The following is a 24,174-nucleotide window of genomic DNA, read 5'->3' as shown; positions in this document are numbered from 1 at the left end:
TGATGACTGACCTGCTGACATCCATCCAAGCCGCACTCGATTTACCGCAAACCCCGCTGACGTTTACCGAGGCCGGCGCCCTGCCCTCGACCTTTGCCGTGACCGAACTGGCCAGCGCCAGCCTCGGCGCTGCCGGCCAGGCGGTTGCTCAGCTTATCCAGCAACAAACCGGGCGCTTGCCCAGCGTAAGCGTGGACCGGCGCCTCGCTTCCTTCTGGTTCTCCTCCTCGATTCGCCCGGTGGGCTGGCAAGTACCGCCGCTGTGGGACCCGGTAGCCGGCGACTACGCCAGCGCCGACGGCTGGATCCGTTTGCACACCAATGCGCCCCACCACCGTGCCGCCGCCGAGCGCGTGCTGGGCAAGGTCAAGGACCGCGCCGAGATGGCCAGTAAAGTCGCGACCTGGAACGCCGCCGAACTGGAACAGGCGATCGTCGATGCCGGCGGTTGCGCGGCGCAGATGCGTACATGGCAGGCCTGGCAAACCCATCCGCAAGGGTTGGCGGTGAACGCCGAGGCATTGGTGCAGCGCCAGGCCTTCGACACCCCCTGCGACAAACCTTGGCTCGGCTCGGTGGCACGCCCACTGGCAGGCATCAAGGTGCTGGATTTGACCCGCGTGTTGGCCGGCCCCGTGGCCAGCCGTTTTCTCGCAGGTTTGGGCGCAGATGTACTGCGCATCGACTCGCCGACCTGGAACGAGCCCGGCGTAGTACCGGAAATGACCCTGGGCAAACGCTGCGCACGCCTGGACCTTAAAAGTGCTGAAGACCGCCAGGTGTTCGAAAGCTTGCTCAAGGACGCCGACATCCTGTTCCACGGCTACCGCGCCGACGCACTGGAGCAGTTGGGCTACACCGCCACTGAACTGCAAAACCTCGCCCCCGGCCTGATCGACGTGAGCCTCAACGCCTACGGCTGGAGCGGCCCGTGGCGTAACCGTCGCGGCTTCGACAGTTTGGTGCAGATGAGCAGCGGGATTGCCGACGCTGGCATGGCGTGGAAACAGGCAGATAAACCGGTGCCGCTGCCGTTGCAGGCGCTGGATCATGCGACCGGGTATTTGATGGCGGCCAGTGCGATTCAAGCGTTGAGTGAGCGGCTGAAAACCGGGCGCGGTGGTTCGGCGCGGTTGTCATTGGCGCGCACGGCGAAGTTGCTGGTGGAGGCCGGGCACGTGCCGGAGCAGCCGGCGTTGCGGGCTGAAGAACCGGGCGATCAGGGCTTGGTGGTGGAGCAGACGGCGTGGGGCCAGGCGCATCGTTTGCTGGCGCCGGTGAGCATCAGTGGCACGCCGTTGCAGTGGGATTTGCCCGCCGGCGAATTGGGCTCACATCGGGCTCAGTGGTGACTTGAGATCGCTATCGCAGGCAAGCCAGCTCCCACATTGGATGTGTGAACACAGTCAAATGTGGGAGCTGGCTCTCACACATTGAAAGTGTGGCCACAGTCAAATGTGGGACCTGGCTCTCACACATTGAAAGTGTGGCCACAGTCAAATGTGGGAGCTGGCTTGCCTGCGATGAGGCCCTGACAGCCACCCTCAATCCCCCCGACTCAACGACGTCCACAAATGCTGCGCCGCATACGCTCTTAAAGGCCGCCACGCCTCGGCACGCGCCAACAACTGCCGCGCCGACACCGGCCCGCCTTCCAGTGCCGCCAGCGCATTGATCAAGCCAATATCCCCCGACGCAAACGCATCCGGCTCACGCAACTGACGCATGGCGATGTACTGCGCGGTCCAGTCGCCGATTCCCGGCAAGGCCACCAGCCGCGCCACGCCGTCCTTGAGGTTGGCCTTGGGTGCAAATAACTGCGGATCTTCCAGCAACGCCTGAGCCACACCTGACAAAGTACGGCCCCGCGCCTTGGGCATGCCCAAGGTCGCGAGGTCCGCCGCCGCCAAGACTTCGGCAACAGGAAACACATGGGTAATACCGGCATAGGGCGTTTGCAGCGGCTGGCCATACTGCACCACCAATTTACCCGCCAGGCGAATGGCCGCGACCACCGTGATCTGCTGGCCCAGCACCGCACGAATCGCCAGTTCCAAACCGTCCCACGTCCCCGGTACACGCAGGCCAGGGCGCGCAGCCACCAGTTGTGCCATCAACGGGTCGGCGGCCAGCTGCGCATTGATCAACCCAGGCCGGGCGTCCAGATCGAACATGGCCCGCAGGCGCCGCTCGATCTCGGGCAGCGCCGCCGCGTCGAGGAACTCAACACCCACTTCCAGCCAATCGCCCGCACCCGGTGCCACGCTGATGCAGCCGTGCTGCCCGTTCACGCTGATGCTGCGCCGATACACGCCGGCCTCAACGGTCTCCAGCCCTGTGATGGCCCGCGCCGATAAAAAACCCAGCATTGCCGCCCAGTCATAGGGCGGCTGATATGCCAATCTCACAACGACAACACCCCGCTATACAGCCCATAAGCCGCCAGCCCCGCGCCCGCGATCACGCAGCTGAAAATGCCCTTTTCCATGTGCGTAAACAAGGGCTGGCCCTGCTCGCGCTTGGCCAGGGCAAACAGGATCACGCCGGGCGCATACAACAGCGCCGAGAGCAGCAGGTACTTCAAGCCGCCGGCGTACAGCAGCCAGACGGCATAGCCGAGGGCGATCAGGCCGACCAGCAAATCCTTATAGCGCTGGCGCTGGGCACCGGCATAGGTTTCACCGCGCCCGCTCAACAGCACCGCGTAGGCCGCCGACCACAGGTACGGCACCAGGATCATCGACGAGGCCAGGTAAATCAGGGTGGTGTAGGTGCTGTGGGAAAACAGCGTGATCACCAGGAACACCTGGATCATCAGGTTGGTCAGCCACAGCGCGTTGACCGGCACCCGGTTGGGGTTTTCCTTTTTCAGGAACGCCGGCATGGTCTTGTCATGGGCAGTGGCGTAGAGGATTTCCGCACACAGCAGCGCCCATGAGAGCAAGGCGCCGAGCAGTGACACGGCCAACCCGATGCTGATCGACATCGCGCCCCACGGCCCGACGATATGTTCCAGCACACCTGCCAGTGAAGGGTTTTGCAATTGCGCCAGCTCCGGCTGGCTCATGATCCCCAGGGACAGCACATTCACCAGCACCAGCAGTGCCAGCACGCCGAGAAAGCCGATCACGGTGGCGCGGCCCACGTCCGAGCGCTTCTCCGCGCGCGCCGAATACACGCTGGCGCCCTCGATGCCGATAAACACGAACACGGTGACCAGCATCATGCTGCGCACCTGATCGACCACGCTGCCAAATTGCGGGTTGCCCAGGCCCCAGATATCACGGGTGAAAATATCCGCCTTGAACGCCACGGCGGCGATCACGATAAACATCAGCAACGGCACGATCTTCGCCACGGTGGTGATCTGGTTGATGAACGCCGCCTCCTTGATGCCGCGCAACACCAGAAAATGCACGGCCCACAGCAGCAGTGAGGCGCAGCCGATGGCGACGGGTGTATTGCCCTGGCCGAACACCGGGAAAAAGTAGCCGAGGGTGCTGAACAGCAACACGAAGTAACCGACGTTGCCCATCCACGCACTGATCCAGTAGCCCCAGGCCGACGAAAACCCCATGTAGTCACCGAACCCGGCCTTGGCGTAGGCGTACACGCCGGAATCCAGTTCGGGTTTGCGATTGGCCAGGGTCTGGAACACAAACGCCAGGGTGAGCATGCCGACGGCGGTGATGGCCCAGCCGATCAGCACGGCGCCCACTTCGGCGCGTGCGGCCATGTTCTGCGGCAAAGAGAAAATCCCGCCGCCGATCATCGACCCCACCACCAGGGCAATCAGCGCGCTGAGACGTAGTTTCTCGGCCGGTTGGGACATGCAAACTCCTGAAATAAAATAGTTTGAGAGAACAAGCGCGCACTCAACTAATTAAATCAGCGAGTGCAGCGTTTATTAAATACAGCGATAAAACCGTCACGCTCATAACGCAACGGCATGACAGTTTATAAAGTTTAAGCTTATTTAGATTTTAAATAGAGCAGGCACTTGGCCAGTTTTTGCAGACTTAACCCGTTAATTGAGAAAAGTTTGCACATTCGACAAAGCGGGCTAGGGTCAAACGTCCACACCTCGGACTAAATGCTTGATCAAAACGCAGGAGCCGCTCTGGAAAGCGCCTTTTCGGGGCAAACTATTGCCCCGGGATTTTACCCCTAAGTCATTAATTCACAATGGAATGTGCCAATGACGTGATCTAAGTCAGCTGTTTGATCAGCGCACAGAATTATTCTGTGCTCTCTCTTCTCCTGCATTGGAGTCATGCAATGTCTGACACTCCCGGAAAACTTCGACTCGGCGCCCTGGTTGCGCTGGTCGTGGGTTCAATGATTGGCGGCGGGATCTTCTCACTCCCGCAAAACATGGCCGCCAGCGCCGATGTCGGCGCGGTGTTGATCGGCTGGGTCATTACCGCCATCGGCATGCTCACCCTGGCTTTCGTGTTCCAGACCCTGGCCAACCGCAAACCTGACCTCGACGGCGGCGTATACGCCTACGCCAAAGCCGGCTTCGGCGACTACATGGGTTTCTCGTCGGCCTGGGGCTACTGGATCAGCGCCTGGCTGGGCAACGTCGGTTACTTCGTGCTGCTGTTCAGCACCCTCGGTTACTTCTTCCCGATCTTTGGCGAAGGCAACACACCCGCTGCGGTGATTGGCGCCTCGGTGCTGCTGTGGGCCGTGCATTTCCTGGTACTGCGCGGGATCAAGGAAGCGGCGTTCATCAACCTGGTGACCACCGTCGCCAAGGTGGTGCCGCTGGTGCTGTTCGTATTGATCGCGCTGTTCGCGTTCAAGCTGGACATCTTCACCGCTGACATCTGGGGCGTGAAAAACCCCGACCTGGGCAGCGTGATGAACCAGGTGCGCAACATGATGCTGGTCACCGTGTGGGTGTTTATCGGCATCGAAGGCGCGAGCATCTTCTCGTCCCGTGCAGAAAAACGCAGCGACGTCGGCAAGGCCACCGTAATCGGTTTTATCACCGTGCTGCTGTTTTTGATGCTGGTGAACGTGCTGTCCCTGGGCATCATGACCCAACCGGAACTGGCCAAACTGCAGAACCCTTCGATGGCTGCCGTGCTGGAGCATGTGGTGGGCCACTGGGGCGCGGTGTTGATCAGCGTCGGCTTGATCATCTCGCTGTTGGGTGCGCTGCTGTCGTGGGTGCTGCTGTGTGCGGAGATCATGTTCGCCGCCGCCAAGGACCACACCATGCCGGAGTTCCTGCGTAAGGAAAACGCCAACCATGTGCCGGTCAACGCCCTGTGGCTGACCAATGCGATGGTCCAGGTTTTCCTGGTCATCACGCTGTTCTCGGCCAGCACTTACCTGTCGCTGATCTACCTCGCCACCTCGATGATCCTGGTGCCTTACCTGTGGTCGGCGGCCTATGCACTGCTGCTGGCGGTGCGCGGCGAGACCTACGAAAACGCCCTGCGCGAGCGCAAGAAAGACCTGTTCATCGGCGCCATCGCGTTGATCTACGCGGTGTGGCTGCTCTACGCCGGTGGCACCAAGTACCTGCTGCTCTCCGCCCTGCTGTATGCCCCCGGCGTGATCCTGTTCGCCAAGGCCAAGCATGAACTGGGCAAACCGATTTTCACCAACGTCGAGAAGCTGATTTTCGCCGCGGTAGTCATTGGCGCCCTGGTGGCTGCTTATGGCCTCTACGCCGGCTTCCTGACTCTGTAACTTTTGTTCACTGGAGGATCTGTAATGACCACGGAAAAAGTGAAGTACGGCGTACATTCCGAAGCCGGCAAACTGCGTAAAGTCATGGTGTGCTCCCCAGGTTTGGCCCACCAGCGGCTGACCCCCAACAACTGCGATGAACTGCTGTTCGATGACGTGTTGTGGGTGGCCCAGGCCAAGCGCGACCACTTCGACTTCGTAACCAAGATGCGCGAGCGGGACATTGATGTGCTGGAAATGCACAACCTGCTGACCGATATCGTCGCCATCCCCGAAGCGCTGGACTGGATTCTGGAGCGCAAGATCACCGCCAACACCGTTGGCCTGGGCCTGGTCGATGAAGTCGGCTCATGGCTGCGCAGCCTGGAGCCGCGCAAAATCAGCGAGTTCCTGATTGGCGGCGTGTCGGCCGATGACCTGCCGAGCAGCTTCGGTGGCAAGACCATTGAGATGTTCCGCGACTTCCTCGGCCACTCAAGCTTTATCCTGCCGCCGCTGCCCAACACCCAGTTCACCCGCGACACCACCTGCTGGATCTACGGCGGTGTGACGCTCAACCCGATGTACTGGCCGGCGCGACGTCAGGAAACCCTGTTGGCCAGCGCCATCTATAAATTCCACCCCGAGTTCACCAACGCCGACTTCCAGATCTGGTACGGCGACCCCGACCAGGAACACGGGGCCGCCACACTGGAAGGCGGCGACGTGATGCCGATTGGCAATGGCGTGGTGTTGATCGGCATGGGCGAGCGTTCTTCGCACCAGGCGATTGGCCAACTGGCGCGCAACCTGTTCAAGAACAAAGCCGTGGAACGCGTGATCGTTGCCGGCCTGCCGAAGTCCCGCGCGGCGATGCACCTGGATACGGTGTTCAGCTTCTGCGACCGCGACCTGGTGACCATCTTCCCCGAAGTGGTCAACCAGATCGTGCCCTTCACCCTGCGCCCGGATGAAAGCAAACCACACGGCATCGACATCCAGCGGGAGAAAACCAACTTCCTCGAAACCGTGGCCGCAGCCCTTAACCTCAAGGCGCTGCGAGTGGTCGAGACCGGCGGCAACAGCTTCGCCGCCGAACGCGAGCAATGGGATGACGGCAACAACGTGGTGGCCGTGGAGCCTGGCGTGGTGATCGGCTATGACCGCAACACCTACACCAACACCTTGCTACGCAAGGCCGGTGTGGAAGTCATCACCATCAGCGCCGGTGAACTGGGCCGAGGCCGTGGCGGCGGCCACTGCATGACCTGCCCGATCATCCGCGACCCCATCGACTATTGATTTTTTGGCCCTGGCCGCTGCTTATCCAGCAGCGGCCAGGGGGATAACCGAAACCTAAGGAGATCCATCATGGCTTTTAATATGCGCAACCGCAGCCTGCTCTCGCTGATGCACCACACTACCCGCGAGCTGAACTACCTGCTGGACCTGTCCCGCGACCTCAAACGCGCCAAGTATACCGGCACCGAGCGTCCGCACCTGCAAGGCAAGAACATCGCGCTGATCTTCGAAAAAACCTCGACTCGCACCCGTTGCGCGTTCGAAGTGGCGGCCCATGACCAGGGCGCCCACGTCACCTATATCGACCCGGTGTCGTCGCAGATCGGCCACAAAGAAAGCATGAAAGACACCGCCCGCGTCCTGGGCCGCATGTTCGATGCCATCGAGTACCGTGGCTTTGAACAGGAAATCGTCGAAGAGCTGGCCAAGTTCGCTGGTGTGCCGGTATTCAACGGCCTCACCGCCGAATTCCACCCGACCCAAATGATCGCCGACACCCTGACCATGCGCGAGCACAGCGACAAGCCGCTGCATGACATCAGCTACGCGTACCTGGGCGACGCGCGCTACAACATGGGCAATTCGTTGCTGATGATCGGCGCCAAACTGGGCATGGACGTGCGCATCGGCGCGCCGAAAGCCCTGTGGCCACACGAAGATTTCATCAAGCAGTGCCAGGTGTTTGCCGAGGAAAGCGGCGCACGCATCACCATCACCGAAGACCCGAAAGAAGCCGTCAAAGGCGTCGACTTCATCCACACCGATATCTGGGTGTCGATGGGTGAGCCGGTGGAAGCGTGGGACGAGCGTATCGAGCAACTGCTGCCGTACCAGGTCAACGCCAAGATGATGAAAGCCTCGGGCAACCCGCGCGTGAAGTTCATGCACTGCCTGCCGGCGTTCCATAACAGTGAGACCAAGGTGGGCAAGGACATCGCCGCGCGCTATCCGAACCTGGCCAATGGTGTGGAAGTGACTGAGGAAGTGTTCGAGTCGCCAGCCAACATCGCGTTTGAGCAGGCGGAAAACCGCATGCATACCATCAAGGCAATTCTGGTGTCGGCGCTGGCGGATATCTAACCCATCAAGCTGGTAATGCGCTCCCATGTGGGAGCCGGGCTTGCCCGCGATGGCGGTCTACATGATCCACCGCTATCGCAGGCAAGCCAGCTCCCACATGAACAGCGTTCCTTCAGCCACGCTTTTAGAAGGACATTTTTATGCGCATCGTCGTAGCCCTGGGCGGTAACGCCCTGCTCCGCCGTGGTGAACCCATGACGGCGGACAACCAACGCGCCAATATCCGTATCGCTACCGAACAGATCGCCAAAATCCACCCCGGCAACGAATTGGTGATCGCCCACGGCAATGGCCCGCAAGTCGGCCTGCTGTCGTTGCAGGCAGCGGCTTACACCCAGGTTTCGCCGTACCCACTGGACGTGCTCGGCGCCGAGACCGAAGGCATGATCGGCTACATCATCGAACAGGAACTGGGCAACCTGCTGGACTTCGAGGTGCCGTTCGCCACCTTGCTCACCCAAGTGGAAGTCGACGCCAAAGACCCGGCCTTCCAGAACCCGACCAAGCCCATCGGCCCGGTGTACTCCAAAGCCGAAGCCGAAAAACTCGCGGCCGAAAAAGGCTGGGCCATCGCGCCCGATGGCGATAAATACCGCCGTGTGGTGGCCAGCCCACGCCCCAAACGCATCTTTGAAATCCGCCCGATCAAGTGGCTGCTGGAAAAAAGCGCCATTGTGATCTGCGCCGGTGGCGGCGGCATCCCGACCATGTATGGCGACGACGGCACGCTGCGCGGCATTGAAGCGGTGATCGACAAAGACCTGTGCTCATCCTTGCTGGCATCACAACTGGACGCGGATTTGCTGGTGATTGCCACCGACGTCAATGCGGCTTTTATCGACTTCGGCAAGCCGACCCAAAAGGCCATCGGCCAGGCCCATCCCGATGACATGGAGAAGCTCGGCTTCGCCGCCGGCTCCATGGGGCCGAAGGTACAAGCGGCCTGCGAGTTCGCCCGCCAGACTGGCAAAACTGCCGTCATCGGTTCACTCTCGGACATCGAAGCCATCGTCCAGGGCAGCGCCGGCACGCGCATCAGCACGGCAAAACCTGGCATCACCTACCTGTGAAGTAGAGGAGAAACGCCTATGGCCACCTTTGAACCCGGTCACCTGCACATCGAACGTCACGCGCTCAACAAGGATGACTACAGCTACAACCTGTGCATCGACTACGAGGTCAGCCAGGATCCAAAGGAAGGCAAGGGAATGCTCTTCAAGCTGCACGGCTCGATGCAGGGCAAGGACCTCAAGGAGGAATTCTTTTTACCCAAGGATCAGGCCTTCGACTTTGCCCGGCATGCGATGAACATCGCGCAGAAATATGGAATGCCGAAGGTTGCGACGCTTAACGGCTCGATGCACAAGCAGTACGACTTGATGTTTGAAGATGTAAGGCATCAGCTGGATGTGAAATCCGGCGATCCGGTCAAACCGGAACACCTGGAGTAACAACACCGTAAGTCCAATGTGGGAGCTGGCTTGTGTGGGAGCTGGCTTGCCTGCGATGCGGTCACCTCGGTGTATCAGGTAGACCAAGGTGATGCTATCGCAGGCAAGCCAGCTCCCACATTTTGATCTCCCTGCGCTCCAAGGCATACTTGCCGCCTCCAGTTCCCCAGAATTGCCAGCCCCATGCGTATCCACGTCAGCTTCATCGACCGCGTCGGCATTACCCAGGAAGTCCTGGCCCTGCTCGGTGGGCGCAATCTCAACCTGGATGCGGTGGAGATGGTGCCGCCCAACGTGTACATCGACGCGCCGACGCTGAGCGCCGAGGTGCTCGAAGAGTTGCGCGACGCGCTGTTCAGCGTGCACGGCGTACAGGCGGTCACCGTGGTGGATATCCTCCCCGGCCAACGTCGCCACCTGCAACTCGACGCGTTGCTCGCGGCCATGACCGACCCGGTGCTGGCCCTGGACAGCGCGGGCAAGATCCTGCTGGCCAACCCGGCGCTGATCGCGCTGTATGGCCGCGAACCGGCGGGTGAAAGTATCAGCGCGTTGTTCAATGACCCGGCGTTGCTGGAAACCTTGCTCGAACAGGGCTTTCGTTTGCCGTTGCGCGAAATCAGCGTCAACGGCCAGACCTTTTTGCTCGACGCCACGCCGATCACTGACGCCGGCGCCTTGCTCACTCTGTACCAACCCAACCGCATCGGCGAACAGCTGTCGGCGCTGCACCATGACCATGCCGAAGGTTTTGATGCGCTGCTGGGCGAGTCGCCGGTGATTCGCACGCTCAAGGCGCGGGCGCAACGGGTGGCGGCGCTGGATGCACCGCTGTTGATCCAGGGCGAAACCGGCACCGGCAAAGAGCTGGTCGCGCGTGCCTGCCATGCCATCAGCGCGCGGCACAGTGCACCGTTTTTGGCCTTGAACTGTGCGGCGTTGCCGGAGAACCTGGCCGAAAGTGAATTGTTCGGTTATGCGCCTGGCGCCTTTACCGGCGCGCAGCGTGGCGGCAAGCCGGGGCTGATGGAGTTGGCCAACCAGGGCACGGTGTTCCTTGATGAGATCGGTGAGATGTCGCCGTATTTGCAGGCCAAGCTGCTGCGGTTTCTCAACGACGGCAGCTTTCGCCGGGTGGGCGGCGACCGCGAAGTGAAGGTCAATGTGCGCATTCTCAGCGCTACTCACCGCGACCTGGAAAAGATGGTCAGCGAGGGCACCTTCCGCGAAGACCTGTTCTACCGCCTTAATGTGCTCAACGTCGAAGTGCCGCCGCTGCGCGAGCGCGGCCAGGACATTCTGCTGCTGGCGCGCTACTTCATGCAGCAGGCCTGTGCGCAGATCCAGCGCCCGGTGTGCCGCCTGGCGCCTGGCACTTACCCGGCGCTGCTGGGCAACCGCTGGCCGGGTAATGTGCGCCAGCTGCAGAACGTGATCTTCCGCGCCGCCGCCATCTGCGAAAGCAGCCTGGTGGACATCGGCGACCTCGACATCGCCGGCACCTCAGTGGCGCGCCAGAGCGACGGTGAAGTCGACAGCCTGGAGCAAGCGGTGGAAGACTTCGAGCGCAACCTGCTGGAAACGCTCTACACCAGTTATCCCTCGACCCGCCAACTGGCCAGCCGCTTGCAGACATCGCACACGGCGATCGCCCATCGCTTGCGCAAGTACGGCATTCCAAACAAAACCTGAAAATGTAGAGATCAAAATGTGGGGCTTGTGTGGGAGCCAGCTCCCACACAAGCCCCCTCCCCCATGGAGGGCATCCAAGTTTTGGTCTGAGAACGACATCCGCTGTACTGAAAGCGCTACAGCGTAACGATATCGCTACAACCCTGTTTTTTGCGCGCCATGCAAGGCTTTGATCCGCATAGGCTTTTTTTGGTGTGCCCGAGTGTAGCGAAATCGCTACAGCTGAAAATCATATCGTCATAACAAAAATTGTTAAGTATTTGTTTTATAACGATTTAATAACATTGGCCGCAATATTGCTAAGCAACTCCCCATTATTCCAATCCCGTCCACCAGACGAATCTGGCCCTGAGGAGTTTCCATGAGCGAGTTGCGTTTCACTGAAGATCACGAATGGCTGCGCGCCGAAGCCGATGGCAGCGTCACCGTGGGTATCACCGCTTTCGCGCAAAACGCACTGGGTGATGTGGTTTTCGTGCAACTGCCGGAGTTGCAGGTTTACGACAAGGGCGCCGAAGCCTCCACCGTGGAATCGGTCAAGGCAGCCAGCGGCGTGTACATGCCGCTGACCGGTGAAGTGCTCGAAGTGAACGAAGCACTCAGCGACAGCCCGGAACTGGTCAACGAAGACCCGATGGGCGAAGGTTGGTTCTTCCGCTTTAAACCCGCCGATGCCGATGCAGTGGCTAAGCTGTTGGATCAGGATGCGTACGACCGCCTGATCAAAGCCAACGCTGAAGCCTGAGGAGCGCGCCATGACCATCAATCTCAGCACCGCCAACGAATTCATCGCCCGCCACATCGGCCCGCGCCAGGAAGATGAGCAGCACATGCTCGCAAGCCTGGGCTTTGATTCCCTCGAAGCCCTCAGCGCCAGCGTGATCCCGGAAAGCATCAAGGGCACCAGCGTGCTCGGCCTGGAAGACGGCCTGAGCGAAGCCCAGGCCCTGGCCAAGATCAAGGCCATCGCCGGCAAGAACCAACTGTTCAAGACCTACATCGGCCAGGGCTATTACAACTGCCACACGCCGTCGCCGATCCTGCGCAACCTGCTGGAAAACCCGGCCTGGTACACCGCCTACACCCCGTATCAACCTGAAATTTCCCAAGGCCGCCTGGAAGCGCTGTTGAACTTCCAGACCCTGATCAGCGACCTCACCGGCCTGCCGATCGCCAACGCCTCCTTGCTCGACGAAGCCACCGCCGCCGCCGAAGCCATGACCTTCTGCAAGCGCCTGAGCAAGAACAAGGGCAGCAATGCCTTCTTCGCCTCGGTCCACAGCCACCCGCAAACCCTCGACGTGCTGCGCACCCGTGCCGAGCCGCTGGGCATCGACGTGGTAGTGGGCGATGAGCGTGAACTGACTGACGTCAGCGCGTTCTTCGGCGCTCTGCTGCAGTACCCGGCGAGCAACGGTGACGTGTTCGACTACCGCGAACTGACCGAGCGCTTCCACGCCGCCAATGCGCTGGTGGCCGTGGCCGCTGACCTGCTGGCCCTGACCCTGCTGACCCCGCCGGGTGAGTTCGGCGCCGACGTGGCCATCGGCAGCGCGCAACGCTTCGGCGTGCCGCTGGGCTTTGGTGGCCCGCACGCGGCGTACTTCTCCACCAAGGATGCGTTCAAGCGCGACATGCCCGGCCGTCTGGTCGGTGTGTCGGTCGACCGTTTCGGCAAGCCGGCCCTGCGCCTGGCCATGCAGACCCGCGAGCAACATATCCGTCGCGAGAAAGCCACCAGCAACATCTGCACCGCGCAGGTCCTGTTGGCCAACATTGCCAGCATGTACGCCGTGTACCACGGCCCTAAAGGCCTGACCCAGATCGCCCAGCGCATTCACCAACTGACCGCGATCCTGGCCAAAGGCTTGACCGCCCTGGGCCTTAAGGTTGAGCAGGCAAACTTCTTCGACACGATCACCCTCAACACGGGCGCCAACACCGCCGCCCTGCACGACAAGGCCCGCGCCCAGCGCATCAACCTGCGTGTGGTCGATGCTGAACGCGTTGGCCTGTCGGTCGACGAAACCACCACCCAGGCTGACATCGAAGCCCTGTGGTCGATCTTCGCCGACGGCAAGGCGCTGCCCGCCTTTGCTGCGACTGAAAGCACCTTGCCCGCCGCGCTGTTGCGCCAGTCGCCGATCCTCAGCCACCCGGTGTTCAACCGTTACCACTCCGAAACCGAGCTGATGCGCTACCTGCGCAAGCTGGCCGACAAGGACCTGGCGCTGGACCGCACCATGATCCCGCTGGGTTCGTGCACCATGAAACTCAACGCCGCCAGCGAAATGATCCCGGTAACCTGGGCCGAATTCGGTGCCCTGCACCCCTTCGCCCCGGCCGCACAAAGCGCCGGCTACCTGGAGCTGACTTCCGACCTGGAAGCCATGCTCTGCGCGGCCACCGGCTACGACGCGATCTCCCTGCAGCCGAACGCCGGTTCCCAAGGTGAATACGCAGGCCTGCTGGCCATTCGTGCTTACCACCAGAGCCGTGGCGAAGAACGCCGCGACATCTGCCTGATCCCGTCTTCGGCCCACGGCACCAACCCTGCGACCGCCAACATGGCCGGTATGCGCGTGGTGGTGACCGCATGCGACGCACGCGGCAACGTCGACATCGAAGACCTGCGCGCCAAAGCCATCGAGCACCGCGAGCACCTCGCTGCGCTGATGATTACCTACCCGTCCACCCACGGCGTGTTCGAAGAAGGCATCCGCGAAATCTGCGGGATCATTCATGACAACGGCGGCCAGGTGTACATCGACGGCGCCAACATGAACGCAATGGTCGGCCTGTGCGCACCGGGCAAGTTCGGTGGCGACGTGTCCCACCTGAACCTGCACAAAACCTTCTGCATTCCGCACGGCGGTGGCGGCCCGGGCGTTGGCCCGATTGGGGTTAAATCCCACCTCACGCCATTCCTGCCAGGCCACGCGGCCATGGAGCGCAAGGAAGGCGCGGTGTGCGCGGCGCCATTTGGCAGCGCGAGCATTTTGCCGATCACGTGGATGTACATCAGCATGATGGGCGGCGCGGGCCTCAAGCGCGCCTCGCAGCTGGCGATCCTGAACGCCAACTACATTTCCCGTCGCCTTGAAGAGCATTACCCCGTGCTCTACACCGGCAGCAACGGCCTGGTGGCACACGAGTGCATCCTGGACCTGCGCCCCTTGAAAGACAGCAGCGGCATCAGCGTGGATGACGTGGCCAAGCGTCTGATCGATTTTGGTTTCCATGCGCCGACCATGTCGTTCCCGGTGGCGGGCACCTTGATGATCGAGCCGACCGAAAGCGAATCCAAAGAAGAACTGGACCGCTTCTGTGACGCCATGATTGCCATCCGCGAGGAAATTCGCGCAGTGGAAAACGGCACCTTGGACAAGGACGACAACCCACTGAAAAACGCCCCGCACACGGCGGCTGAAATCGTCGGTGAATGGAGCCACCCGTACAGCCGTGAACAGGCGGTGTACCCGGTAGCGTCGTTGATCGAAGGCAAATACTGGCCGCCGGTTGGCCGGGTCGACAACGTGTTTGGCGACCGTAACCTGGTGTGTGCGTGCCCGTCGATCGAGAGCTACGCGTGATCTGACTGAACTCGGTCAATGTGGGAGCTGGTTTTTGTGGGAGCTGGCTTGCCTGCGATGCAGGCACCTCGGTCTATCAGGTAGACCAGGGTGATGCTATCGCAGGCAAGCCAGCTCCCACACAAGCCCGGTTTCTACACTGAGCGAGCAAGTCTTCCAAAATAATAAGAAACCGGAGAACAACCATGTCCCTTAGCGTGTTCGACCTGTTCAAGATTGGCATCGGCCCCTCCAGCTCCCATACCGTCGGCCCGATGCGCGCCGCCGCTCGATTCGTCGAAGGCCTCAAGCGTGACAACCTGCTGAGCGCCACCAGCGGCATCAAGGTGGAGCTCTATGGCTCGCTGGGCGCCACCGGCAAAGGTCACGGCAGCGACAAGGCCGTGTTGCTGGGCCTGGAAGGCGAACACCCAGACACCGTGAATACTGAAACCGTCGCCGCACGCCTTGCGCAAATGCGCGGTGACGGTCGCTTGAACCTGCTCGGTGAACACAGCATTGCGTTCAACGAGAAAGAACACCTGGCGATGATTCGCAAGCCTCTCGCCTACCACCCCAACGGTATGATTTTTCGTGCCTTCGACGCCGCCGGTATCCAGATCCGCAGCCGCGAGTATTACTCGGTCGGCGGTGGGTTTGTGGTGGATGAAGACGCTGCCGGCGCTGACCGGATTGTCGAAGACACCACGCCGCTGACCTTCCCTTTCAAGCACGCCAAGGACTTGCTTGGCCATTGCGCCACCTACGGACTGTCCATCAGCCAGGTGATGCTCACCAATGAAAGTGCCTGGCGCCCGGAGGCGGAGACTCGCGCCGGCTTGCTGAACATCTGGCAGGTGATGCAGGACTGCGTGGATGCCGGGTGTCGCAACGAAGGCATCTTGCCCGGTGGTTTGAAGGTCAAGCGCCGTGCGGCGGCGCTGCATCGGCAGCTGTGCAAGAACCCCGAATCGGCATTGCGCGACCCGTTGTCGGTGCTGGATTGGGTCAACCTGTATGCGCTGGCGGTCAACGAAGAAAACGCCAACGGCGGGCGCGTGGTCACCGCGCCCACCAACGGTGCGGCCGGGATTGTGCCGGCGGTGTTGCATTACTACATGCGCTTTATCCCCGGCGCGAACGAGGACGGCGTGGTGCGCTTTCTGCTCACCGCCGCCGCCATCGGTATTTTGTACAAGGAAAACGCCTCGATTTCCGGCGCCGAAGTCGGCTGCCAGGGCGAAGTCGGCGTGGCCTGTTCCATGGCCGCAGGCGCTTTGTGCGAAGTGTTGGGCGGCAGCGTGTCCCAAGTGGAAAACGCTGCCGAGATCGGCATGGAACACAACCTCGGCCTGACCTGCGACCCGATTGGCGGGCTGGTGCAGGTGCCGTGCATCGAGCGCAATGCCATGGGCTCGGTCAAGGCGATCAATGCGGTGCGCATGGCCTTGCGTGGTGACGGGCAGCACTTTGTCTCACTCGACAAGGTCATCCGCACCATGCGCCAGACTGGCGCCGACATGAAAAGCAAATACAAGGAAACCGCCCGTGGCGGTTTGGCCGTCAACATTATCGAGTGCTGACGCCCACCCGCGCGTCCGCACGTTTTTCAGGAGCTGAACATGTCCACCGAAACCCTGTTGAAAACCCCATTGCACGCCCTGCACATCGAGCTGGGCGCACGCATGGTGCCCTTCGCCGGCTACGACATGCCGGTGCAATACCCGCTGGGTGTGATGAAGGAACACCTGCACACCCGTGATCAAGCCGGGTTGTTCGACGTGTCCCACATGGGTCAGATCCGCCTGACCGGCGCCAACGCCGCCAAGGCCCTGGAAACCCTGGTGCCGGTCGACATCATCGACCTGCCAGTCGGCATGCAGCGCTACGCCATGTTCACCAACGACCAGGGCGGCATCCTTGATGACCTGATGGTGGCCAACCTGGGCAACGACGAGCTGTTCCTGGTGGTCAACGCAGCCTGCAAGGATCAGGACCTGGCCCACCTGCGCAAACATATTGGCGAGCAGTGCAGCATTGAGCCGCTGTTCGAAGAACGCGCCCTGCTGGCCTTGCAAGGCCCGGCAGCCGTGAAAGTGCTGGCGCGCCTGGCGCCGGAAGTCACCAAGATGACCTTCATGCAGTTCGCCACCCTGCGCCTGCTGGGCGTGGAGTGCTACGTGAGCCGCTCGGGTTACACCGGCGAAGACGGTTTTGAGATCTCCGTACCGGCGGCCAATGCCGAGAGCCTGGCGCGCAGCCTGCTCGCCGAAACCGAAGTTCAAGCCATCGGCCTGGGCGCCCGCGATTCCCTGCGCCTGGAAGCCGGCCTGTGCCTGTATGGCCATGACATGAATACCGAAACCACGCCGATCGAAGCCAGCCTGCTCTGGGCGATCTCCAAGGCCCGTCGTGCCGATGGCGCACGTGCCGGCGGCTTTCCGGGCGCTGACCGCATCTTCACCCAGCAACAAGCCGGCGTAAGCCGCAAGCGCGTGGGCCTGCTGCCACAGGAACGGACCCCGGTGCGTGAAGGCGCAGAAATCGTCGACGAACACGGCACGGTGATCGGCAGCGTGTGCAGCGGCGGCTTTGGCCCGACACTGGGCGGCCCACTGGCCATGGGTTACCTGGACAGCGCATTTGTCGCACTGGACACCGAAGTGTCTGCGTTGGTACGTGGGAAAAAGGTGCCACTACGTGTAAGTAAAATGCCATTTGTACCGCAACGTTACTACCGTGGCTGATTGACTGTTCCTATAAGTAACGCGGTTGCGTTAACGCGCACTAATTTGTAACGCAACCGCCATAAAAGAGTGCATTGACGATAGTCATTTTAATAGGCGCAAACCTATAACAAGTGAGCAACGCTATCGAATATGCGGGATCCACTTTTAGTCAACGAAGTGTCATATGGCCGAGCAAAACCTGGGGATTCTCCGGGGCTTGTTTTTTCCATATTAGTTGACGTAGAGTTTAGCCACTGTGTTTGCATGGGTCGCTTTGAACCTGGACCTGGGCAGTAGCCATAAGTTTGCTACAACCCGTTCGACGTCTCTTACTTTCCTGCAACCCAGCCCAGTACTCTTTCATGTGAAAGGGGCTGTCATTAATTTTTAGCGTCAAAGGAAATAAGAAATGTCGAATCGTCAGAGCGGTACCGTCAAGTGGTTTAACGACGAGAAAGGGTTTGGTTTTATCACTCCAGAAAGCGGTCCGGATCTGTTCGTGCATTTCCGCGCTATTCAGGGCAATGGCTTCAAGAGCCTGAAAGAAGGCCAGAAAGTGTCTTTCATCGCCGTGCAAGGCCAGAAAGGCATGCAGGCTGACGAAGTGCAAGCAGAAGGCTGATCCTTACTGCGACAAAAAGCCCCTGATGGTGACATGAGGGGCTTTTTTATGTGCGTTTGCTCGTAAAATGGCTTTTTTCTCAAGAGAGACGGCCATGCCCAAACCTTTGTTGAGCCCCCAAGGCGAATTCCCCGCCGTTGGCCTGGGCCGTCGTCTGGCAGCGATGTTCTATGACTTCCTGTTGTGCACCGCGTTGCTGATCGTCACCGCGTTTATCTACAAGCTGGTGTGGATGGCGTTTATCGGCGAAGCCAGGATGCGCACGCTCACCGAGTCCGGCGCGCTGGACGGCGACCCGCTGCTGTCGACGATCCTGTTTTTTGTGCTGTTTGGTTTCTTCGCCAAGTTCTGGACCCATTCGGGGCAGACCTTGGGCATGCAGGTGTGGGGCGTGCGCGTGCAGAACGCAGACGGCTCGCGCATCAGCCTGTGGCAGGCGCTGCTGCGCTTTGTGGTGGCGATTGCATCGTGGTTGTGCGTGGGGTTGGGGTTTGTCTGGTCGGTGTTTGATAAGCGCAAGCGCAGCTGGCATGACATCTACTCGGATACGCAGTTGGTGCGAGTCCCCAAGCAGAAAAAGTAACCCAAGAACACTAGAGATCAAGTGTGGGAGCTGGCTTGCCTGCGATGGCGATCGTTCAGTCACAGCAGCATTGACTGATAGACCGCTATCGCAGGCAAGCCAGCTCCCACATTTTGTTTATGTGTTCAACTTCAGGTCAGGCGTTGCCAGCCAGCTTGAGGCGCGCAGCCTGGGTAAAGTCCAACATGCGTTTGAGCGGGCGCACGGCGTGCGGGATCACCGACGGCTCGACGAAGATCTCATTACTGCCTTCACGCAAACACTGCAGCGTGCGTTCCAGTGTGTTCATCGCCATCCACGGGCAATGCGCGCAGCTGCGGCAGGCCGCGCCGTTGCCGGCGGTCGGCGCCTCAACGAATACTTTGTCCGGGCACAACTGCTGCATCTTGTAGAAGATGCCGCGGTCGGTGGCGACGATAAAGGTCTTGTTCGGCAAGCGCTGGGCTGCGGCAATCAGTTGGCTGGTGGAACCCACCGCGTCAGCCAATTCAATCACCGCCGTCGGCGACTCCGGGTGCACCAGGATCGCAGCGTCCGGGTACAGCGCCTTCATGTCTTCGAGTTGCTTGGACTTGAACTCTTCGTGGACGATGCACGCGCCGTCCCAGAGCAACATGTCTGCGCCGGTCTGGCGCTGAATGTAAGTGCCCAGGTGCTTGTCCGGCCCCCAGATAATCGTCTCGCCGTTGTCCATCAGGCTTTCGACGATTTCCAGCGCGCAGCTGGAGGTAACAACCCAGTCGGCACGGGCTTTGACCGCCGCCGAAGTGTTGGCGTAAACCACCACCGTGCGCTCGGGGTGCTGGTCGCAGAACGCCGAGAACTCCTCCACCGGGCAGCCCAGGTCCAGGGAGCAGGTGGCTTCCAGGGTGGGCATGAGGATGCGTTTTTCGGGGGTGAGGATTTTGGCGGTCTCGCCCATGAAACGTACACCGGCCACCAACACAGTCTTGGCCGGGTGGGCAGCGCCAAAGCGGGCCATTTCCAGGGAGTCGGAGACACAGCCTCCGGTTTCTTCGGCCAGGGCCTGAATCACCGGGTCGCAATAGAAGTGGGCAACCAGCACCGCGTCCTGAGCCTTGAGCTCGGCGGCGATGGCGCTGCGCAGGCTCGCCTCTTCATCGGCACTCAGCGCCTTGGGCTGCTTAGCATCGAGGTGGGCTTGAACCAGTAGGCGTTCGGAAATTTGCGTCATGTTCGCAAGACCTGCAAGCGCGGTAAGCGCGAAAGTCGAGTGTACCACCGGCTCTGGAGCCCTTCGGGCGCCGCCGGACGAAGTGATTGTGTTCATCAAGCACGGTTGAAGCTGCGCAAGGCTACAGAATATCGAATCGATTCAAAAGCCTAATATGGGATTGCGCGGTACGCTGAGCGGGCAAAAAAAAACGGGAAGGCTCAGTGATGAGCCTTCCCGTTTTGATCACGTCGAGCATCAGCGCATCAACACATCCGGGTCGTCCTGCAACATGACCGCGTCATGCATCGTCGCCAGGGCATTTTTCAACGTCGACTGCTCCAGCGCATCCTTGGACTTTTTGCTTTCCTTGGCCGCGTGTTCAAGCAGCGCCAGGTAATCACGCTTGGATGAACCTTCCTTGGGCACCACGGTGTCTTCCACCAGGTTAGCCATCACCTACTTCTGCGTGTGGGTGTTCTGGGAGGCCGACTGCGTGACCGAGGCATGGGTCAACTGGCCGTCCTTATAGGCAAAGCTGGCGGTGCTGCTGGCCTTGTCCAGGACTTGCACATACAGGTAATTCTGCGATTCGCGGCTGCCGTCAAAGATCGGCGGTTTGCCGTACTGCCCAGGTCAGAAGCGATAAGTGACCGAACCACCAAAACCATTGGCACTGTTTTCATACTTGGCGTCGTAGGTCAGCGCCAACTGAGGATTGTTGTCGCGCACCTTGATGGGCTCTTCCTTCAGGTAGGAATAGGCCACGTCAAAGGTCAGGTTATCCACAGGCGTCCAGCCGGCACCGAGGCTGAAGACGGTGCGGTCGCCCGTCGGAATACGCACCGAACGGTCGGTGTTGTTGGTTGGCGTCTGGTCCACCGAGAAGCCGGTACGCAGCACCAGCTGCTTGTTGAGCTGGTACGACAGGCCTATCGCGTGGGACCAGGTGTCGTGCCAATGCTGCTCTTCGGTGATGGAGCCCAGGCCGGCCAGCTCAGCGGTAATGTCCGACACGCCGGCGTTGTTGACCGTGATCTTCTTCAACTGGCTCCAGCGCGTGTAGGTGCTACCCACGTAGAGGGTCAAGGCGTCGGTCAGTTGGTGCGTGACCGAGAAGTCCACGGACGACGGCGTGGTGACATTCAGCTTGGCGTCATACTTCTGCGCCCCGCCGTCCAGCACATCGGAGAGCACGCCGGAGGCGTTGGTATGGCCGCTCAGGTGATAGACCACTTGCGAGTGGTAGGTGACGCCGACGCGGGTGCTGTCCAGAGCCTGCACCAGGATACCGGCGTTGAAGCCCATCGCGGTGTCGTCACCCTTGATCTTGGCCGTCTCGGTGCCCAAGCCAAACGCCGGGACTTTGGAGTCCAGCTCGCCGCTGATTTTGTTGAAGGTCGGGCCGAAACCTACCGAGACCTTGTCGTTGAACGCATAGCTGACCGTCGGCTGCACGGTGATGACCTGAATCTTGCTTTTGTTACCAAAGCCATTGCCCTGGAACCCGTGTTCATAGTCGGTCACCAGACCGAACGGCGCGTAGACCCCCAGGCCAAAGGCCCAGTGTTCATCGATCGGCGTCACCAGGTAACCCATCGGCACGGCAATGCCGGGGACCATATCGCCTTTGTTGGTGCCAGGATTGTCGACACCGCCTTGAGAGGAACTGGCGTCCTTGATGTTGGATTTGGCATCGAGGTAGGTGGCGCCGATGCTGACTTCATTGTGCTCGATGCGCGACATGCCGGCCGGGTTACCGAACACCGTGCTGGCGTCATCCGCCGAGGAAGAACGCCCGGCGTAGCCTGTACCCATTGAGCTGACACTTTGCTCATTGAGGGCAAAACCACCGGCGAACAGGTGTGTGGAGGCGAGCGAAATGGAGAGCGCCAAGGCGCTTTTAAGAGTTTTGTTATTCATTATTAGGACTCGAATTATTGGGCAGCGCTGGGGAAACTACCAACGTTCGAGCGGGGCGTTTATGAAGAGTTTTTCATGCTTTTGATTGTCGGACAATCTCAGGATTTTCAAAGACTTCGCCTGATTTTCCGTGTCTTTTTATGACTTTTTAACCGGATCGTGACTGCCTGGTTTCATCGTCGTAAAGCTGTCAATTTGAACGCAAATACCCCTGGATAGCCACGTTGACGACATGGGATGCGTGCATCTCTATAAACACGCCGATTAAGTCATCTTGCTGCAACAATCAAAACCCTCCCACATCGCCTGATCCACATACCCACCCCGTAAATTCAGGGACCTGATAGCCCCCATCAGTCAATCTGCACTGATTTTGTGCATTTATTTGCTGAATAACACGGCATTCCTCACGTTTTATGTAATAAATCCTACAGACGATGTAACAATCCGTTTAATCATGACTCAAGAGCGGCAAGCCCCCCGAGCTCACGGTTTGGCTCCGGGGCATGAATCGTGTGTATTTCTACGTTAAGGATGTCGAGTGCCGAACCTGCCCTCACTCAAACGCTTGTGCCATCTCCACCCATTGGGTATCGCCCTGCTCTGCGTGTGCGCGCTGCCCGCGTCCGCCGCCGACGGCCCGCAGCCAGGCCAGGAAGCCCTGCGTTTGCAGCAACAACAGCAGCGCGACCTGCAGCAATTACAGCTGGAGCAACGCCAGCGCCAGCTCCAGAAAGGCAGCTTCGGCACACCGACGGCCGCCCCCACTGTGCCAGCAGACAATGTCAAAGATGAACGCTGCTGGCCGCTGAGCGGCACACGCCTGGCCGGTGTCACGCTGTTCAGCAGGGCCGAGATGAATAAACACATCGAGCCCTATGTCGCCCCGTGCATGGGCGTCACCCAGATCAACCGCCTGCTGGCCGAGATCACTCGCCTGTACGTCGAGGCCGGTTATATCGCCAGCCGCCCGTACCTGATCAGCACCCCGGCTGCCGGGCAACCGCTGGATATCCATGTCGAAGAAGGCTACCTGGAAGCCATCGAACTGGCCGACCAAAGCTTGCCCGTGTCCCTGGCCGGCGCCTTCCCCGGGCTGCTCGGCAAACCACTGAACCTGCGCGACCTGGAGCAAGGCCTGGACCAGCTCAACCGCCTGCGCTCGGTGGACCTCACCGCGGATATCGCCCCTGGCCGTGAACCTGGTGCCTCGCGCATCATCCTGCGCTCGCGCAGTAGCGCCTCACGTTGGGGGCTGGGCCTGGGAGTGGATAACCTTGGCAGCGCCGGCACCGGGCGTGATCGCAACGCCATCAGCCTGAGCCTGGACAGCCCGCTGCAGCTCAACGATTCACTCAACCTGAGCTTCAGCGACACGCTCAACCACGGCCCGCGTTACAGCCGCAGCAACAGCCTGTTTTATTCGATCCCCTACGGCTACTGGACCTACAGCCTGTTCGCCAGCCATGCCGAATACCGCTCACCGCTCAAGGTCAGCAGCACCACGCTGTACAACAGCGGCCGTACCGATCAGGTCAGCCTGCGCACCGACCGCGTGTTGTGGCGCGACCAGGGCCATCAACTCAGCGCCAACCTGCAACTGGCCTACAAGGACGTCGACAGCTACTTGCAAAAGGTCCGCTTGGGCATCCAGAGCCCAACGCTGAGCGTGGCCGAGGCCGGTTTGAATCTGTTCTGGCTCAACAGCGCGGTGTGGAACCTGGACGTCAATTACGCCCAGGGCCTGCCCTGGTTCGGCGCTGATCGCGACGCTGACCAAGTGCAGAAAAACCTGCCCCAGGCGCAGTTTCACAAGTACCGCGCCAACCTCACTCAATGGCGCAACGGCCAATGGCGCACGCAACCCTGGCAGTGGCAAAGCCAGCTGTCTGCGCAATACAGCCCGGACCGTTTGCCCGCCATTGAGCAACTGCTGGGCACCGACGATTCGGCTGTGCGTGGCTACCGCGAAAACAGTGCCTCGGGCGCCATCGGTGCGGTGTGGCGCAACACCTTGCGCCTGCCGCTCAACAGCGACCTGCCGGTAAAAATCACCCCGCGCCTGGGCCTGGACAACGGTTGGGTCAAGCGCGAACACGGCGCCCCGGGCCAACGCCTGAGCGGCGCGAGTGCCGGTCTCAACCTGAGCTGGAAGAACGTGCAGCTCGACGTCGATTACCAACGCAATTTGAACACGCCAACAGGCTTTGGCCAGGAGCCGGAGGTCTGGCTGACGCGCCTTAGCTTGCAGATATGAGCGTGCAGATATGAGTGTGCAGATTTAAACCAACACCCGATTAGCCTGAAACAACCGCCGTACCTGACCACCCCAGTAGCGTTGCAACGAACAACGCACGAGGC

The 24,174-nt window shown here is 60.5% G+C and carries 18 protein-coding genes and 1 pseudogene; 14 read left to right on the top strand and 5 right to left on the bottom strand.

Features of this window, described 5'->3' with window-relative positions; genetic code table 11:
* Nucleotides 1–2: 2 nt before the first annotated feature.
* Nucleotides 3–1,352 carry a CoA transferase gene (locus ACQY47_RS20835; RefSeq protein WP_170039875.1) on the top strand — a complete coding sequence of 450 codons (1,350 nt, stop codon included), beginning with the start codon at nt 3–5 and terminating at the stop codon, nt 1,350–1,352.
* A 192-nt stretch (nt 1,353–1,544) separates the two neighbouring features.
* On the opposite strand, the gene ACQY47_RS20830 is transcribed toward ACQY47_RS20835, so the two are convergent.
* Nucleotides 1,545–2,408, bottom strand: a complete 864-nt coding sequence (locus tag ACQY47_RS20830; RefSeq protein ID WP_428551473.1) for a DNA-3-methyladenine glycosylase family protein — start codon at nt 2,406–2,408, stop codon at nt 1,545–1,547.
* A complete protein-coding gene (gene arcD / locus ACQY47_RS20825; RefSeq protein WP_428551470.1) occupies nt 2,405–3,832 on the bottom strand; it encodes an arginine-ornithine antiporter in 1,428 nt (475 codons plus the stop codon). Before arcD (ACQY47_RS20825) ends, ACQY47_RS20830 begins: the two co-directional genes overlap by 4 nt.
* 446 nt (nt 3,833–4,278) lie before the next feature.
* On the opposite strand from arcD (ACQY47_RS20825), the gene arcD (ACQY47_RS20820) reads away from it, so the two are divergent.
* The 12 genes from arcD (ACQY47_RS20820) (at nt 4,279) to ACQY47_RS20765 (ending at nt 18,716) form a co-directional block, all read left to right on the top strand.
* A complete protein-coding gene (arcD, locus tag ACQY47_RS20820) occupies nt 4,279–5,706 on the top strand; it encodes an arginine-ornithine antiporter (RefSeq protein WP_428551467.1) in 1,428 nt (475 codons plus the stop codon).
* 24 nt (nt 5,707–5,730) lie between these two features.
* Nucleotides 5,731–6,987 (top strand): arginine deiminase, encoded by a 1,257-nt coding sequence (gene arcA / locus ACQY47_RS20815; protein WP_428551464.1) that lies wholly within the window; start codon nt 5,731–5,733, stop codon nt 6,985–6,987.
* A gap of 69 nt (nt 6,988–7,056) precedes the next feature.
* On the top strand, nt 7,057–8,067 hold the full coding sequence (locus ACQY47_RS20810; RefSeq protein WP_170039881.1) for an ornithine carbamoyltransferase: 1,011 nt from the start codon (nt 7,057–7,059) through the stop codon (nt 8,065–8,067).
* A gap of 140 nt (nt 8,068–8,207) precedes the next feature.
* On the top strand, nt 8,208–9,137 hold the full coding sequence (gene arcC, locus ACQY47_RS20805; RefSeq protein ID WP_017139150.1) for a carbamate kinase: 930 nt from the start codon (nt 8,208–8,210) through the stop codon (nt 9,135–9,137).
* 18 nt (nt 9,138–9,155) lie between these two features.
* Complete coding sequence (locus ACQY47_RS20800) at nt 9,156–9,518, top strand: DUF5064 family protein (protein ID WP_428551459.1); 363 nt, start codon at nt 9,156–9,158, stop codon at nt 9,516–9,518.
* A gap of 183 nt (nt 9,519–9,701) precedes the next feature.
* Entirely contained in the window at nt 9,702–11,210 is a 1,509-nt protein-coding gene (locus tag ACQY47_RS20795; RefSeq protein ID WP_099549404.1) for a sigma-54-dependent transcriptional regulator, read from the top strand.
* Nucleotides 11,211–11,571: 361 nt separating this feature from the next.
* Nucleotides 11,572–11,955 (top strand): glycine cleavage system protein GcvH, encoded by a 384-nt coding sequence (gcvH, locus tag ACQY47_RS20790; RefSeq protein ID WP_428551455.1) that lies wholly within the window; start codon nt 11,572–11,574, stop codon nt 11,953–11,955.
* Between the two features lie 10 nt (nt 11,956–11,965).
* Entirely contained in the window at nt 11,966–14,803 is a 2,838-nt protein-coding gene (gene gcvP / locus ACQY47_RS20785; protein ID WP_428551452.1) for an aminomethyl-transferring glycine dehydrogenase, read from the top strand.
* 185 nt (nt 14,804–14,988) lie between these two features.
* Nucleotides 14,989–16,365: an L-serine ammonia-lyase gene (locus ACQY47_RS20780; protein WP_017139145.1), complete on the top strand. Its 1,377-nt coding sequence runs from the start codon at nt 14,989–14,991 to the stop codon at nt 16,363–16,365.
* A 39-nt stretch (nt 16,366–16,404) separates the two neighbouring features.
* Nucleotides 16,405–17,529: a glycine cleavage system aminomethyltransferase GcvT gene (gcvT, locus tag ACQY47_RS20775; RefSeq protein WP_428551449.1), complete on the top strand. Its 1,125-nt coding sequence runs from the start codon at nt 16,405–16,407 to the stop codon at nt 17,527–17,529.
* 391 nt (nt 17,530–17,920) lie between these two features.
* Nucleotides 17,921–18,133 (top strand): cold-shock protein, encoded by a 213-nt coding sequence (locus tag ACQY47_RS20770; RefSeq protein WP_017139143.1) that lies wholly within the window; start codon nt 17,921–17,923, stop codon nt 18,131–18,133.
* Nucleotides 18,134–18,227: 94 nt separating this feature from the next.
* Nucleotides 18,228–18,716: an RDD family protein gene (locus tag ACQY47_RS20765; RefSeq protein ID WP_017139142.1), complete on the top strand. Its 489-nt coding sequence runs from the start codon at nt 18,228–18,230 to the stop codon at nt 18,714–18,716.
* 136 nt (nt 18,717–18,852) lie between these two features.
* Here ACQY47_RS20765 and nadA read toward each other — a convergent pair whose 3' ends face one another.
* The 3 genes and pseudogenes from nadA to ACQY47_RS20750 all read right to left on the bottom strand — a co-directional run bounded on the left by nadA (nt 18,853) and on the right by ACQY47_RS20750 (nt 21,813).
* Entirely contained in the window at nt 18,853–19,911 is a 1,059-nt protein-coding gene (gene nadA / locus ACQY47_RS20760) for a quinolinate synthase NadA (protein WP_017139141.1), read from the bottom strand.
* A gap of 237 nt (nt 19,912–20,148) precedes the next feature.
* Nucleotides 20,149–20,514: pseudogene (locus ACQY47_RS20755) on the bottom strand (lactate dehydrogenase); the annotation flags it as partial.
* 12 nt (nt 20,515–20,526) lie between these two features.
* Complete coding sequence (locus tag ACQY47_RS20750) at nt 20,527–21,813, bottom strand: OmpP1/FadL family transporter (protein WP_428551444.1); 1,287 nt, start codon at nt 21,811–21,813, stop codon at nt 20,527–20,529.
* A 541-nt stretch (nt 21,814–22,354) separates the two neighbouring features.
* Here ACQY47_RS20750 and ACQY47_RS20745 point away from each other — a divergent pair.
* Nucleotides 22,355–24,070, top strand: a complete 1,716-nt coding sequence (locus tag ACQY47_RS20745) for a ShlB/FhaC/HecB family hemolysin secretion/activation protein (protein WP_428551441.1) — start codon at nt 22,355–22,357, stop codon at nt 24,068–24,070.
* The last annotated feature ends 104 nt before the right edge of the window (nt 24,071–24,174 follow it).

The sequence above is a fragment of the Pseudomonas edaphica genome (assembly GCF_965277385.1).
GTDB lineage: Bacteria > Pseudomonadota > Gammaproteobacteria > Pseudomonadales > Pseudomonadaceae > Aquipseudomonas > Aquipseudomonas edaphica.
The sequence above is the reverse complement of the archived record's forward strand: the minus strand, read 5'-3'. Positions and strand labels throughout refer to the sequence as shown.

Bases quoted from the DNA above. Each gene is read 5' to 3' on its own strand.
- ACQY47_RS20835 (WP_170039875.1), top strand. From the start codon at position 3: ATGACTGACCTGCTGACATCCATCCAAGCCGCACTCGATTTACCGCAA.
- arcD (WP_428551470.1), bottom strand. From the start codon at position 3,832: ATGTCCCAACCGGCCGAGAAACTACGTCTCAGCGCGCTGATTGCCCTG.
- arcD (WP_428551467.1), top strand. From the start codon at position 4,279: ATGTCTGACACTCCCGGAAAACTTCGACTCGGCGCCCTGGTTGCGCTG.
- arcA (WP_428551464.1), top strand. From the start codon at position 5,731: ATGACCACGGAAAAAGTGAAGTACGGCGTACATTCCGAAGCCGGCAAA.
- ACQY47_RS20810 (WP_170039881.1), top strand. From the start codon at position 7,057: ATGGCTTTTAATATGCGCAACCGCAGCCTGCTCTCGCTGATGCACCAC.
- arcC (WP_017139150.1), top strand. From the start codon at position 8,208: ATGCGCATCGTCGTAGCCCTGGGCGGTAACGCCCTGCTCCGCCGTGGT.
- ACQY47_RS20800 (WP_428551459.1), top strand. From the start codon at position 9,156: ATGGCCACCTTTGAACCCGGTCACCTGCACATCGAACGTCACGCGCTC.
- ACQY47_RS20795 (WP_099549404.1), top strand. From the start codon at position 9,702: ATGCGTATCCACGTCAGCTTCATCGACCGCGTCGGCATTACCCAGGAA.
- gcvH (WP_428551455.1), top strand. From the start codon at position 11,572: ATGAGCGAGTTGCGTTTCACTGAAGATCACGAATGGCTGCGCGCCGAA.
- gcvP (WP_428551452.1), top strand. From the start codon at position 11,966: ATGACCATCAATCTCAGCACCGCCAACGAATTCATCGCCCGCCACATC.
- ACQY47_RS20780 (WP_017139145.1), top strand. From the start codon at position 14,989: ATGTCCCTTAGCGTGTTCGACCTGTTCAAGATTGGCATCGGCCCCTCC.
- gcvT (WP_428551449.1), top strand. From the start codon at position 16,405: ATGTCCACCGAAACCCTGTTGAAAACCCCATTGCACGCCCTGCACATC.
- ACQY47_RS20770 (WP_017139143.1), top strand. From the start codon at position 17,921: ATGTCGAATCGTCAGAGCGGTACCGTCAAGTGGTTTAACGACGAGAAA.
- ACQY47_RS20765 (WP_017139142.1), top strand. From the start codon at position 18,228: ATGCCCAAACCTTTGTTGAGCCCCCAAGGCGAATTCCCCGCCGTTGGC.
- nadA (WP_017139141.1), bottom strand. From the start codon at position 19,911: ATGACGCAAATTTCCGAACGCCTACTGGTTCAAGCCCACCTCGATGCT.
- ACQY47_RS20750 (WP_428551444.1), bottom strand. From the start codon at position 21,813: ATGAATAACAAAACTCTTAAAAGCGCCTTGGCGCTCTCCATTTCGCTC.